The following is a 13,763-nucleotide window of genomic DNA, read 5'->3' as shown; positions in this document are numbered from 1 at the left end:
AGTGTAGCAGTTAGTCGTCCGCTTTGAGGTGGCGCAGTTCCATAAGACTTGCATCACCCGCCACCACGCGTGCATGGATCTCGCAGGCCCAGTCGAAGGACTGCCACGCGGCGTTAATGTCCGCGTCGGTGACTAAGCGTGCGTTGGGTTCGCGCTCCCAAATGTCGCGCAGATCCGCCACTGAGGTGCCGCGGGTGAGGTCGGAATCGGCCTCGACGGCGATCGTCGTCAAGCAATGCTCAACGTCCACCGCACCAAGCGCGATGAGCACCGTGAGCAAGTCGTGGATCTGCGCACGATAGCCCTCCCCGACCTCCTCGTGGAACTCGAAGTAGAACCGCACAATGTCACCCAAGTGCTGGGCAATCGGGCTCGCGCCTAGCTTTGCGACGACCCCCTCCAACCGCTCAGGCTCAAGCACCATCTTCTCCGTCACACCCAGTGAACACAGCGTGATCGGGGTCGGTGTCATGTCGAACACATCGGCAGCCGCGTGCGGATCAACCCAGAAGTTCCACTCCCCCGTCGGCGTGGTGTTGCCCGGATAGTTCACCGCCCCGCCCATCACCGTGATGTGCTTCAGGCGCGCGAAATGCTGTGGGTGGGCGTGGGCGAAAAACGCCAAGTTGGTCATGGGACCGGTGATGATGAGGTGCAGATCGTCAGTACCGCGCTCAATCGCGTCGATCCACAGGGCTTCCCAGTCGTGCTCGACGTGACGCTGCGGCGCAGTGGCATAGCCCAGCCCCGTGTCGCCGTGGGTTTCTGGCGTGGTGGTCAGCTCCACCTCAAGCGGCGCCGGTACTCCAGCGGCGAGAGAGATAATCGGCAAACCGCACAACGACAGGATCCATGCGGCGTTCTTGGCACACTGGTCGGCGTCGACGTTGCCGGCAGTCGTGGTCACGCACTCAAGCTCATGGATGCCTGCCTGCGTGGCCGCGGTCAGCCAGATGAGGGCTAAGGTGTCGTCGATACCCGGGTCGCAGTCCAGAATTACTCTCATCGTGGCTCCTTCACCATCGTTTCCTTACCGATGATCAGCCACACCACAGCCGCCACCGCACACATTGCACCGCATACGCCGAACGCGGCAGTAAAGCCTGCGGTCTGCGCAATCGCACCGACAACCACAGGTGCGAAAATCTGGCCCGCATCCTGCGTCATCTGGAATGTGGATAACACCTTACCGCCGGAGCGTTCATTGCCAATGATGTCCGCCAACGCTGCCTGAATGGACGGGCTCATCGTGCCGGAAGCCACGCCGGCCAGCACCGACCAGATCATGAGCGGCCAGAAACTCGTCGCCGTGCCAAGCACCACCGTAAACACTGCAGACATTGCCATGCCCGCAAAGATCATCGGGCGCCTGCCAAAATGATCCGACATACGCCCGGAAAACTGCAGCATGATCGCCATGCCGAGCGCGAACGCCGTAAGCGCGAAACCAGCCGCTGCCCCGCCTTGCTCAAACACCGCGGCGGCAAAGAGCGGCAACACCGCCACGCGTGCACCCATATTCACAAACCCATTGGTAAACGCCGCGACCAGCAATCCCCTGTAGGTGGGCACCTTCCAGGCGCTCCGCAGCCGCATCGCGGGCTTCGCCTTCGGCAACGCCTTCGCACCTGGACGCGGCTGTGTAAGCCACGCGACGAGGCCGGCCGCAATCGCGACCGCCACGCCATAAATGGCAAACGGGATACGGAAACCCAAATACGACAACGCTGCGCCCACGATCGGACCGAACACATTGCCCACAAGAAATGCCGAAGCGTACAACGCGTTCGCGCGGCCACGGATCGAAGGATGCGTCACCCGCACAATCAGTGCCTGCGCCGACAACGTAAACATCGTCGAGCCGAAACCCGCGATGAACCGCAACGCAAGAATCTGCCAATACGCCTGGGCAAACGCCACGAAGAACGTGGAGACAGCCACAATGCTCAAGCCTGTGAGGTAGATCGGGCGCGAGCCCAGTTTGTCCACCAGCACACCCGCGCCGGGCGCACCAAGCAACCTGGCAAGAGCAAACACAGACACGACCGCACCTGCTGCGGCCATGGATACGTTGAAACTTCCCGCAAACTGCGGGAGAACCGGAGCGATTAACCCGTACCCGAGCGCAACAATGAAGGCGGCGCCCGTGAGCACCCAAATGGTGCGGGGTATCGACGGTTTCACCACCTTATTCGCACTCATAAACAGCAAGGTTACACAACGCGTCAAATAACCGTATCGCCCATATGTTCGAATACGTACCGGGTGGTGTCGGGGCCACTTTTAGTGTTTGAGCCATGAAGTTGAACGCAAAGAATGCCCTGTCCATGTTCCGCACCTCCCCCACTGTGGATGCCGATGCATACGCCAGTGCCGATTCCTTGGCTGCTGAAATCCGAGACCTCTTCCCCGAGAAGCTGCACGCCATCAACGCGATGATCCACCACCCGCGCTCGCTGTCTCGCCCGGCTGCGACCTGGCGGCCACCGGTGATATCGCTACCCCGGATAGACAACGGTCCGACGCTGTCGTTGGCGGTCACGCGGCGGCGTGTTGGCCCGCGCGCCCGCGCTCGTATTCAGGGATACGGGCAGCGCCACATTCCGGCCTACTTGATCGAACTGCGCGTGACCGATGCCGCGGGGGTTCCCGTGGACACGTTGCTTGCCGAGTCCTGGGTGCGCGCGGTCATCCCCGATGATGCTGCCCACACCGTCCACGAAATTCCGGGGGCGAAGGCAGCAAGTTACGTCTGGCTCGTCGACGGGGCGTTCACCCCGATCGAGTCGCCCTCCTCCATGTTCGAAGGACTCAGCGCGGCTTAGTCCTCGTCGTCCTCGTCGAAGTCTTCGTCGTCGAGATCCTCATCATCCTCATCATCGAGGTCCTCGTCGTAGTCTTCGTCGTCTTGGCCGAAGATGTCGTAGACGTCCGGCTCGTCAATCTCGTCGTCGACTGGAAGCAGCTGCGCCTCCCATTCCTCTGCCTGGTCGGCGGCGAGCGACAGCACGTCAAAGAGGCGGTCGAAGTCGGTGAAGCTGCCCAGCTCGAGCTTCTCTGCGTCGGCAACCGCCTCGTCATGGATGACGTCAAACAGACGTGCGCGGTCCTCCTCAGACAGTTCCGCATCGCCGTCGGACTCCCACAACTCGCCCTCGGCGTCCTCGATGACATCGTCGTAGTCATCCGGGAGTGCAACGAAGGTCACTGTGGCGCTCGGTACGCCGTTGACGGCTTCGACGACGACCTGCAACTCGGCATTCGCGCCCACTTCGGCGCGCACCTGCTGCGGGTTGACGTGGTCCTGGAAGAACTCGAGATCCCCAATGCGCTCGTCCGTGCTTTCCAGCAGGTCGCGCAGCACTGTTACCACCTGGTCGGTCGCCATGTGCTCAGCAACAGCAGTCACCGCTGCCTCCACGGAGAACACCACAGCGACTAAGACGGCCTCAAACTCATCGTCGTCCTCGTCCACGTCAGCCGCGGCGATGTACACGTTCGCTGCCGGCAGGTGCGGATCAATTTCCACAAACTGCAATTCCAACGCCGCAGACATGGGGACAAACATCGTGTCCCCGCCTACGCGCGACTCAATACCGTCGCGGTCCAACGCGGTCGCGATGTCCTCGAAAAAGCTCATGACAGTGGGTTCCTTCCGCATTGACCTTCAGACTGGCTTCAGCCTAGCCACGTTCGCTGGCGCGTGCCTGGAATTATCATCGCGGATGTCATAAATCCGTCCGGCTAATTCCCCACTCGCGCATGTCAAACGACTCCCACGCGGTGCGTTGTTCGGCTTTCGGGTCGTATTCCACACGCATGCCGTACTCAAACACCGCAGTCGCACGCCCCGGGTCGTCGCCACGCTTAAACCCGTAGCTGGGCCACTCCGGACCAGGTGTGCCGGTGTGGAAGAACTCGCCCCAGTGGTACTGCATGAGCCGGCTGACCTCTTGGAACGTGTCCCGCGGCCCGAAGCGATCCAGTTTGGAGGTCACTGTGGCAAAGGGATCGCCATAGACCGCCACAAGGTCAGCTGCGTGAATCGCGCCGAGGCCCAACTTGCGCATCGCGGCAGATGCGTAGGCGAACCGATACATATAGGTCGGCGCAACCATGCGGTGCGCGGTGGCCAGGATGACACTCGGGGCCCAGAACACGGCGTCTGCCATCAACTCCGCAAAATCGCCGCGTGCGCCGACATCGTCGTACGCCTCGATGACATCCAGCGCATTGTCCGGGTCAAACACGTTCAACGCCCGGCGCGCAGCACGTTGGCGCTGGCGGGAGGTTTGGTAGATGGCTTTGGTGAAACTGGCTTCGTCGGAGTTGGTTCCCACGATCAGTGGCACGCGGGCTTGCTCGCCGGCGTTGAACGTGTCAATGGGGTGTTGGGGCAGGCTGGCACTGTCCAGGGTGGGCATGAAGCTGATGTTGAATTGCAGCGCTTCCTTGCTGTTAAACATCAGTGATTGCCCGGCGCGCACGAGGGTTTCTGCGGGGATGTCGCGCAGCTGGTCAAGGGTGGTGTCTGGTGCGAGACCGAGTTTCCTGATGAGGGCTTCGACCCACCTGGCGGCTTGGCGCCTCGAGTGGACGCTGGCCGGTGGCGGGGACTGCGCGATTGCGCGGTGGAACAGGCCGCGGGCATCGGGTGCGCACATGAGATGCAGCACGGCAGCACCGCCTGCCGATTCGCCCATGATGGTCACAGCATCTGGGTCGCCGCCGAAGGCTGCGATGTTGTCCCGGATCCACCGCAGGGCGAGGATCTGGTCGCGGATAGCGGGGTTGGCCACGCAGTCGTCGCCAAGCGATCGCACATCGAGGTAGCCGAGCACGCCGAGGCGGAAGTTTAAGGAGACGTAGACAATGTTCGTCGCGGCGGTGAGGCGATGACCTTGGAGGACTTTTTCGTGGCTGGCGCCGGTGACAAAAGTGCCGCCGTGGAAACAGACAACGACAGGCAAGACCTCATCAGTGTCGGGCCTGACGATGTCTAAGTTGAGGCAGTCCTCCGAACCAAGCACCGTGCCACGGATGCCGAAGGTGCCTTGCATGGCGGGTGGGCCGAAGCGTGTGCAGTCGCGCACCCCAGGCCAGGGTTGGACGGGTTTCGGTTCGCGGAACCGGTGAGTACCAGCGGTGTTGGCGCCGAATGGCACGCCACGCCAGGTGCGCATTCCGGTGTGCGGGTCGACTTGACCGCGCACGGCTCCGGCCGTTGTCTGTACGACTGGTTGGCGGCGCGCATTCATGCGTTCAAGCCTAGAGCGTTTCCGCCCGGTCTTCCCGGGATATGAAGTCGTTCTATGCTGTACCAATTACCCATCGCCAGTTCACGGCAGGAGGATAAACGTGTTCGGTAAGAAGAAATCAACGCAGATCGACGAGACGGAGCTCCGCAAGGAAATCAAGGTCGCGCTGCAGGAAAATTCAGCGCAGCTGGAAAAGGACGCGGGCAAACTCGGTCGTGTTTTCATCGGCGCGGTGGACAAGGCCGTGCGACTGCAGACCTCTGTGATCCGCGGATATGTAGATTGGTTGCGCCGCGACAACCCGGATAAGTCGCCGGCACAGATCCAGGCGATTATGGATAAGCATCTGAAAAACACCGTCACGGGCACCGGTGCCGGTGTGGGTGCCGCTGCGGCAGTACCAGGCGTTGGCCTGTTCACAGGTGCTGCTGCTGTGGCCGGCGAGTCCGCCCTCTTTCTGGATCTCGCGGCGTTTTACGCCATGTCATCGGCATATTTGCGTGGCGACGACATCTCCGACCCCGAGCACCGCCGCGCCATCGTGCTGACCACGCTGATGGGTACGAAGGGTCTAGCAATCGTGGATACGCTGCTCGGCGAAAACTCCCGCAAGCTGCCTGGCAAGGCCACCCTGTCGCGCTTTTCTGGCCCGACGCTCAATGAGACCAACAACGTGCTGCAGCGCATGGCTATGCGTTCGCTGCGTCGTTCCATGCGTCGCGCCTGGCTGGGCAAGATGCTGCCGCTCGGCCTGGGTGCGATTGCCGGTACGACGGTGAACCGCAAGCTGGCCGGCAACATCATCGATAACATTCAGCAGGCCCTCGGCCCGGTGCCGCTGCAGTTTGCCACCCCGCTCGAGCCCGAAGACACGGCCGATGAGACCGGTCGCATCAAGGGTGGCTTCAACCCGAAGGAATTCGCTGCATGGATTTTGAAGATCTTCCGCGACGGTAAGGACAGTAGCGGGAAGGACAGCAACGACAAGGAACATGAGGACCACTAGCCCACTTCTTACCCAATCGCTCAAGGCGAACCGCGCGCCTGCCGCCGTCGCGTTCGCCGCTGCCATCTTGGCGGCGCTCACCCGCGTGGCCGAGCCCGCTCTTACTGGCCAAGCGATTGATATTGCCACCGGGAATGCGGACGGTTCCGTTGCCCGCGTGGCATGGCTGATGGTGGCAGTCGCAGCGGCCACCTACGTCCTAAGCATCATCCGGCGCACCACCTCCGGTCGCCTTGCTACGACCTCGCAACACTGGTTGCGCACCAAGATCCTGCGCACACTGCACCGCCTGGACGGGCCGGGACAGGACAAGATCGTGACCGGCCAGATTGTCTCGCGCTCGATCTCGGATCTGAACATGTACCAGATGGTCCTGGACACCCTGGCGATGATGCTCACGCGCATCGTGCAACTAGCAGCCACCTTGATCGTCATGCTGAGCATGGACGTCGCACTGACCGCGATGTCGCTGGCACTGCTGCCCGTGCTCCTGTGGGAGGCCAACCGGTCGCGCAAAACGCTCTACGCAGCAACGTGGGTCAACCAGCACGCCACCGCAGAACTTGCAGAGCACGTCGAACAAACCGTCTCCGGCGTGCGCGTGGTCAAGGCGTTCGGGCAGGAACAGCGCGAGATCGACCAGCTCGACAACCTTGGCCGCCACCTCTACGCGGTCAAGATGCGCGCAGCAAAACTCACCGCACGCTTCCAGCCGGTACTGTCCCAGCTGCCCAAGGTTGCACTCGTGGTCACCATCATCGCCGGTGGCATGCTCGCCATCCACGGAAGGATCTCCATCGGCCAGTTCGTCGCATTCACCGCGTACCTGACCACGATGACGTCCACCCTGTCGATGCTGACCAACCAGTACGTCCGCATGCAGATGGGTATGAGCTCCTTCGACAGGCTCGCGGATGTGCTGGCACTCGCACCTGAAGAGTCCACCGCAAACTCCACCGTGAATTCCACCGTGAATTCCACCGAAAACTTGCCTGCCGAACCCGGCCTGCACTTTAGCGACGTGCACTTTTCCACCGGTGGCCACAACGTCTTAAACGGCTTCACCCTTTCGGTCGCGCCGGGCGAGACCGTTGCAATGGTCGGCCCGCCCGGCGCGGGTAAAACCATGGCGGTGCAGCTAGCTGGCGGGTTCTACACCCCGGATACGAGCACGGTCACCGGTGGCGATGTGGTCTGTGTTTTCGACGACGCCTTCCTTTTCTCTTCCTCCGTGCGCGACAACATCGCCATGGGCGCTGCCGACAACATGTCGCCGGACGAACTTGATGTCGCGGTGCGTGAGGCGGCACGCCTCGCCCTGGCAGACGAGTTTATCGAGCGCCTCCCCGACGGCTACGACACCCAGGTCGGTGAGCGTGGCCTCACACTTTCCGGCGGCCAGCGCCAGCGCATCGCACTCGCCCGCGCGCTCATGTCAAAACCGAAGGTGCTCGTGCTTGACGACGCCACCAGCGCCATCGACTCCATCAACGAAGCCAACATCTTGGCCAACCTGCGCGAAGCACTCAGCGACATCGCAGTGCTGACCGTGGCCCACCGCCAATCAACGGTGGATCATGCGGATCGGGTAGCGGTGGTGCGCGGTGGGGTCGTCGTCAAGCAAGGGCCCCGCGACGAGGTCATGGCAACCGACGAGTATCGCGCCTCCATGGACCCGGAGTCCGAAACGCTGTACGAGGAGATTGGCAACCTGTGGCCCGAAGTGGACACCGAACCCCAGGAACGCGTGATCGTGCCGACGAGCGGGCGCGCCTCCACCATCAACGCCACCCCGGAACTGCTCGCGCGTGTGGAGCGCCTCCCGGGAGCGCGCGAACTGCCGGATCTGGCCGAGCAGACACTGACCCGCCTGCGCACCCCGTCGAGCGAATTCCACATCCGCGACATGTTCAAGGCCGTGCGCTGGCTCATCGCAGGCACCGTCGCCCTGCTGATTGTGGGCGTGCTGGCGGACTTGGCCTTCCCCACCATCGTGCGCGCCGCCGTGGACCGCGGCATTACCCCAAGTAACCAGGAGAACCTGATCAACGCGGGGCTCATTGCGCTCGGTGTGGTCGCGATCGCCTGGGCCTCGGATGCACTCATGACTGTTTTGTCGTCGCGCTCCGGCGAACGCCTCCTCTACGGGCTGCGCCTGCGCTCCTACGCGCACCTGCAGCAACTGGGGTTGAGTTACTTCGAATCGCGACTGTCCGGCAAGATCATGACGCGCATGACCACGGACATCGACACCTTGTCGAGCTTCCTACAAACCGGGCTTGCCCAGGCGATTGTCGCCGTCGGCTCTCTCGTGGGCGTGATCGTTATGCTCGTTGCCACAGACGGCGAACTCACCCTCATCGCGCTGACCGCCGTCCCGGTGATTGTCGCCGCTACCTGGGCGTTCAGAGTCTTCTCCAAGCGCTACTACCAGGCCTCACGCGAACAGATCTCCACGGTCAACGGCGAGTTCGCGGAACTCATCGGCGGCATCCGCACCACCCAAACCCACCGCGCGCAGCCCCACTTCGAAGCGCACTTCACCGCCCTAAGCGACGAATACCGCCGCCTGCGCATGCGCTCCGTCACCCTGGTCGCGCTGTACTTCCCAGGCATGCACTTCATCTCCCAAACCATGACCGCCGTCATCGTCGGCTTTGGTGCGGGACGCATCGCCGACGGATCGCTGTCCGTCGGTGTGCTCGTCGCATTCACCATGTACCTCGGCCAGCTCTACGGCCCCATCCAGCAGCTTGGCCAAATCTTCGACTCCTGGCAGCAAGCCACCGTCAGTTTCGACCGCATCCGCGCACTGCTTGCCCAACGCACCACCGTCCCCGATACCGGCACCAACCCGGGTGCTCACAGCGCCGCAAGTGGGCCATTGCTTTTCGACGACACCACCTTCTCCTACTCCGCCTCCACCGATACAGACGCCTCCCCCGTGATTGACCACATGGACCTGACCATCGAGCCAGGTACCACCGTGGCACTCGTCGGCCCAACAGGTGCGGGCAAATCCACCGTGGTCAAACTGCTCGCCCGGTTCTACGACCCCACCTCGGGCAAGGTGCGCGCCTCCGGCACAAACATCGTGGAATTCCCGCTTGCAGACTGGCGCCGCGCACTCGCCCAGGTCCCGCAGGAGTCCTACCTGTTCCCCGGCACCGTCGCGGACAACATCGCCTACGGCACGCCGGGCGCGACCCCAGAAGAGATCGAGGCAGCGGTGAACCGCATTGGCGCGCTCGGTGTCGTCGATACGATCCCCGGCGGCTTCAACGCGCGCGTCGGTGAACGCGGCCGAGGCTTGAGTTCCGGGCAGCGCCAGATCATCGCACTCGCACGTGCGGAGATGCTCTCCCCTGCCGTGCTGCTTCTCGACGAAGCCACCGCCACCCTTGATCCCGCAACCGAACGCGCGGTGCTCGACGCCGCCGACCGTGCAACCTCGGGGCGCACGTCAGTGGTCGTCGCACACCGCCTCGCAACCGCTGCGAGGGCCGACCGAATACTCGTCATCGACGAAGGACGTATCATTGAGGACGGTTGCCACGAGGACCTCCTCACCGCCGGCGGTAGGTATGCCCAAATGTGGGCTGCCAACCGCTAACGGGGGTGAAAGACGGAAACCCCGTGGACAGGAACAACCCAAGTTCGCGCCATATCAGCGCGGACGATTACAGTCAAAGAAACGTTCCGCGAAATCGAAACAGAAGGAAGGCGAGAACCTGCCGTGAGCAGCGAAAACACGTTCGGCCAGAACAGCTGGCTGGTTGACGAGATGTTCCAGCAGTACAAGGACGACCCGAACTCGGTCGACGCCGAATGGCGTGAACTGTTTGAGAAAAAGGGTGCACCGAAGACCGCTAATGGCACGTCCAACGTCACCCCTTCGCAGGCAGGTGCAAGCCAGGCGAAGACCGACCCGAAGGTTGCCCGTTCCACCGGCGCACCTTCGCAGGATGGTCGCGAGACCAAGGTCGACGAGGCCGCAGCAAAGGTCTCTAACCGCCCGCAGCGCACCCTGCCGAAGCCGAAGGCCTCCCCGCTGGACAAGATCGCACAGGTCGAGGTCGAGCCGGGCGAGTTCCAGCTCAAGGGCGCATTCCGTGCGATTGCGAAGAACATGAACGAGTCGCTCGAGGTGCCGACGGCGACGACCGTGCGAGACATGCCGGTCAAGCTCATGTTTGAGAACCGCGCGCTGATTAACGACCATCTCAAGCGCACCCGTGGCGGCAAGGTCTCCTTCACCCACATCCTGGGCTACGCCATCGTCCTGGCGACGAAGCTGCACCCGGACATGAACAAGAACTACAAGGAGGACGGCAACAAGTCCTTCGCCATCCAGCCGGAGAACATCAACCTCGGCCTGGCTATCGACCTTCCGGGCAAGAACGGTTCCCGCTCCCTCGTCGTCGCTGCGATCAAGGAGTGCGAGAAGAAGTCCTTCTCCGAGTTCGTTGACGCATACGAGGACATCGTCGCTCGTGCACGCGACGGCAAGCTAACCATGGATGACTTCTCCGGTGTCACCATCCAGCTCACCAACCCAGGCGGCATCGGCACCCGCCACTCCATCCCGCGCCTGACCAAGGGCCAGGGCACCATCGTCGGCGTTGGCGCTATGGACTACCCGGCAGAGTTCGCCGGCGCTTCCGAGGACCGCCTCGCCGAGCTCGGCGTTGGCAAGCTGGTCACGCTGACCTCCACCTACGACCACCGCGTCATCCAGGGTGCAGAGTCCGGCGAGTTCCTGCGCGATATTTCGCAGCTGCTTATCGACGACAAGTTCTGGGACAACATCTTCCAGTCCCTGCAAATCCCGTACTCCCCGCTTCGCTGGGCACAGGATCTTCCGAACACGGGCATTAACAAGGACACCCGTGTCATGCAGCTCATCGAGGCATACCGCTCCCGCGGCCACCTCATCGCAGACACCAACCCGCTGCATTGGCACCAGCCTGGTCTGGCGAAGCCGGATTCGCGTGACCTGCTCATGGAGACCCACGGCCTGACCCTGTGGGATCTGGACCGCACCTTCCACGTCGGCGGCTTCGGCGGTAAGGAGCAGATGACCCTGCGCGAGGTTATGGCGCGCCTGCGCTCCTCCTACACCTTGAAGGTCGGCTCCGAGTACTCCCACATCTTGGACCGCGACGAGCGCGAATGGCTGCGCGACCGCGTCGAAGCAGGCATGCCGAAGCCGACCGGTGCAGAGCAGAAGTACATCCTGCAGAAGCTCAACGCCGCTGAGGCCTTTGAGAACTTCCTGCAGACGAAGTACCTCGGCCAGAAGCGCTTCTCCCTCGAGGGCGCAGAGACCCTCATCCCGCTGATGGACGCCATCATCGACACCGCTGCAGGCCAGGGCCTGGAAGAGGTTGTCATCGGCATGCCGCACCGTGGCCGCCTGAACGTCCTGTTCAACATCGTGGGCAAGCCAGTTGCAACGATCTTCAACGAGTTCGAAGGCAACATGCGCGCAGCCCAGCAGGGTGGCTCCGGCGACGTGAAGTACCACCTCGGCTTCGAGGGCGAGCACATCCAGATGTTCGGCGACGGCGAGATCAAGGTCTCCCTGGCTGCGAACCCGTCCCACCTTGAGGCAGTCGACCCGGTGCTCGTCGGTATGGCGCGCGCCAAGGAAGACCAGATCAAGGCTGCCAAGGGCCGCGAGGACCACCCGGTGGTTCCGCTCATGCTCCACGGCGACGCATCGTTCACCGGCCTGGGCATCGTCCAGGAGACCCTGAACCTGTCCCGCCTGCCGGGCTACACCGTCGGCGGCACCATCCACATCGTGGTGAACAACCAGATCGGCTTCACCACCACCCCGGATTCCGGCCGTTCCTCCTACTACGCCACCGACCTGGCCAAGGGCTTCGACTGCCCGGTGTTCCACGTCAACGGCGACGACCCGGAGGCAGCCGCATGGGTTGCGCAGCTCGCTACCGAGTACCGCCGCGAGTTTGGCAAGGACGTCTTCATCGACCTCATCTGCTACCGCCTGCGCGGCCACAACGAGGCTGATGACCCGACCGTGACCCAGCCGGTCATGTACGAGCGCATCAACAACCACCCGTCGGTGCGTACCCGCTACACCCAGGACCTCATCGGCCGTGGCGACATCACGCAGGAAGACGCAGAGAAGGCTGCACAGGACTTCCACGACCAGCTCGACGCTGTCTTCACCGACGTGAAGTCCGAGAAGGGCAAGCCGAGCGAGCAGACCGGTATTACCGATTCCCAGAAGCTCACCCGCGGCCTGGACACGAACATCTCCGAAGAGCAGTTCAAGCGCCTCGCAGACGCGTACGCCAACCTGCCGGAGGACTTCACCCCGAACAAGCGTCTCAAGTCCGTCCTGTCCAAGCGCGGCGGCTCGTTCACCGACGGCGACATCGACTGGGGCTGGGGCGAACTGCTCGCCTTCGGTTCCCTGGCTGAGCAGGGCAAGTTTGTCCGCCTCGCCGGTGAGGACTGCCAGCGCGGTACCTTCACCCAGCGTCACGCTGTGCTGTACAACCCGGACAACGCCGAGCCGTTCAACCCGCTCGACCACAACGCGCAGGAAGCCGGCAACGGCGGCCAGTTCCAGGTCTACAACTCCGCACTGACCGAGTACGCAGGCATGGGCTTCGAGTACGGCTACACCCTTGGCAACAAGGACGCGGTTGTCGCTTGGGAAGCACAGTTCGGCGACTTTGCCAACGGCGCCCAGACGATTATCGACGAGTACCTGTCCTCCTCCGAGACCAAGTGGGGCGAAGTGTCCTCCCTGATCTCCCTGCTGCCGCACGGCTACGAGGGTCAGGGTCCGGACCACTCGTCTGCTCGTATCGAGCGCTACCTGCAGCTCGTCGCGGAAGGCTCCATGACCATCGCGCAGCCGTCCACCCCGGCTAACCACTTCCACCTGCTGCGCCGTCAGGCTCTCGGCGAGATGAAGCGTCCGCTGGTCGTCTTCACCCCGAAGTCCATGCTGCGCAACAAGGCTGCAGTGTCCCAGCCGTCTGATTTCACCGAGGTCAACCGCTTCCAGTCCGTCATCGACGACCCGAACTTCGTCGAGCGCGGCAACAAGAAGATCGGCGACACCGACAAGGTGAAGACCATCATGCTGTGCTCCGGCAAGATCTACTGGGAGCTGGACAAGAAGCGTCAGAAGGACGGCCGCGACGACGTTGCGATCATCCGCGTGGAAATGCTCCACCCGATCCCGTTCAACCGCCTGTCCGATGCGTTCAAGAACTACCCGAACGCCAAGGAGATCCGCTGGGTCCAGGACGAGCCGGCAAACCAGGGCGCATGGCCGTTCTACAACGAGCACCTGCGCACCCTGATCCCGGACATGCCGGAGATGGTCCGCGTGTCCCGTCGTGCACAGTCCACCACCGCAACCGGTGTGGCCAAGGTGCACCAGCAGGAAGAAAAGCAGCTGCTTGAGGAAGCATTCGCTGACTAACCTGCACACCTAAAAACTCCGACCCGGC

General features: G+C 62.7%; 8 protein-coding genes. 4 read left to right on the top strand and 4 right to left on the bottom strand.

Translation table 11 applies throughout. From position 1 onward, the window contains the following. Positions 1–10: 10 nt before the first annotated feature. Together HMPREF2617_RS10040 and HMPREF2617_RS10035 are read right to left on the bottom strand one after the other, a co-directional pair. A complete protein-coding gene (locus HMPREF2617_RS10040; RefSeq protein ID WP_070840636.1) occupies positions 11–1,006 on the bottom strand; it encodes a nucleoside hydrolase in 996 nt (331 codons plus the stop codon). Continuing rightward, positions 1,003–2,202 carry an MFS transporter gene (locus tag HMPREF2617_RS10035; protein WP_070453095.1) on the bottom strand — a complete coding sequence of 400 codons (1,200 nt, stop codon included), beginning with the start codon at positions 2,200–2,202 and terminating at the stop codon, positions 1,003–1,005. The genes HMPREF2617_RS10040 and HMPREF2617_RS10035 overlap by 4 nt, the downstream gene beginning before the upstream one ends. A gap of 95 nt (positions 2,203–2,297) precedes the next feature. On the opposite strand from HMPREF2617_RS10035, the gene HMPREF2617_RS12135 reads away from it, so the two are divergent. Next, positions 2,298–2,825 carry a hypothetical protein gene (locus HMPREF2617_RS12135; protein WP_168161869.1) on the top strand — a complete coding sequence of 176 codons (528 nt, stop codon included), beginning with the start codon at positions 2,298–2,300 and terminating at the stop codon, positions 2,823–2,825. Here the strand turns inward: HMPREF2617_RS12135 and HMPREF2617_RS10025 are convergent. Continuing rightward, a complete protein-coding gene (locus HMPREF2617_RS10025; RefSeq protein WP_070840635.1) occupies positions 2,822–3,640 on the bottom strand; it encodes a hypothetical protein in 819 nt (272 codons plus the stop codon). The genes HMPREF2617_RS12135 and HMPREF2617_RS10025 overlap by 4 nt on opposite strands. An 88-nt stretch (positions 3,641–3,728) precedes the next feature. Then, positions 3,729–5,258 (bottom strand): carboxylesterase/lipase family protein, encoded by a 1,530-nt coding sequence (locus tag HMPREF2617_RS10020; protein WP_070840634.1) that lies wholly within the window; start codon positions 5,256–5,258, stop codon positions 3,729–3,731. Between the two features lie 100 nt (positions 5,259–5,358). Here HMPREF2617_RS10020 and HMPREF2617_RS10015 point away from each other — a divergent pair, with 100 nt between their 5' ends. From HMPREF2617_RS10015 to HMPREF2617_RS10005, 3 genes are all read left to right on the top strand, one after another. Continuing rightward, the gene (locus HMPREF2617_RS10015) at positions 5,359–6,264 is read left to right on the top strand and encodes a hypothetical protein (RefSeq protein WP_070820543.1); all 906 of its coding nucleotides are present in this window, start codon (positions 5,359–5,361) and stop codon (positions 6,262–6,264) included. Next, the gene (locus HMPREF2617_RS10010) at positions 6,251–9,877 is read left to right on the top strand and encodes an ABC transporter ATP-binding protein (protein WP_070840633.1); all 3,627 of its coding nucleotides are present in this window, start codon (positions 6,251–6,253) and stop codon (positions 9,875–9,877) included. Before HMPREF2617_RS10015 ends, HMPREF2617_RS10010 begins: the two co-directional genes overlap by 14 nt. Before the next feature lie 123 nt (positions 9,878–10,000). Beyond that, entirely contained in the window at positions 10,001–13,735 is a 3,735-nt protein-coding gene (locus HMPREF2617_RS10005; protein ID WP_070840632.1) for a multifunctional oxoglutarate decarboxylase/oxoglutarate dehydrogenase thiamine pyrophosphate-binding subunit/dihydrolipoyllysine-residue succinyltransferase subunit, read from the top strand. Positions 13,736–13,763 lie beyond the last annotated feature (28 nt).

This window comes from Corynebacterium sp. HMSC070H05 (assembly GCF_001837615.1).
GTDB lineage: Bacteria > Actinomycetota > Actinomycetes > Mycobacteriales > Mycobacteriaceae > Corynebacterium > Corynebacterium coyleae.
This window is presented reverse-complemented; position numbering and strand designations above follow the sequence as displayed.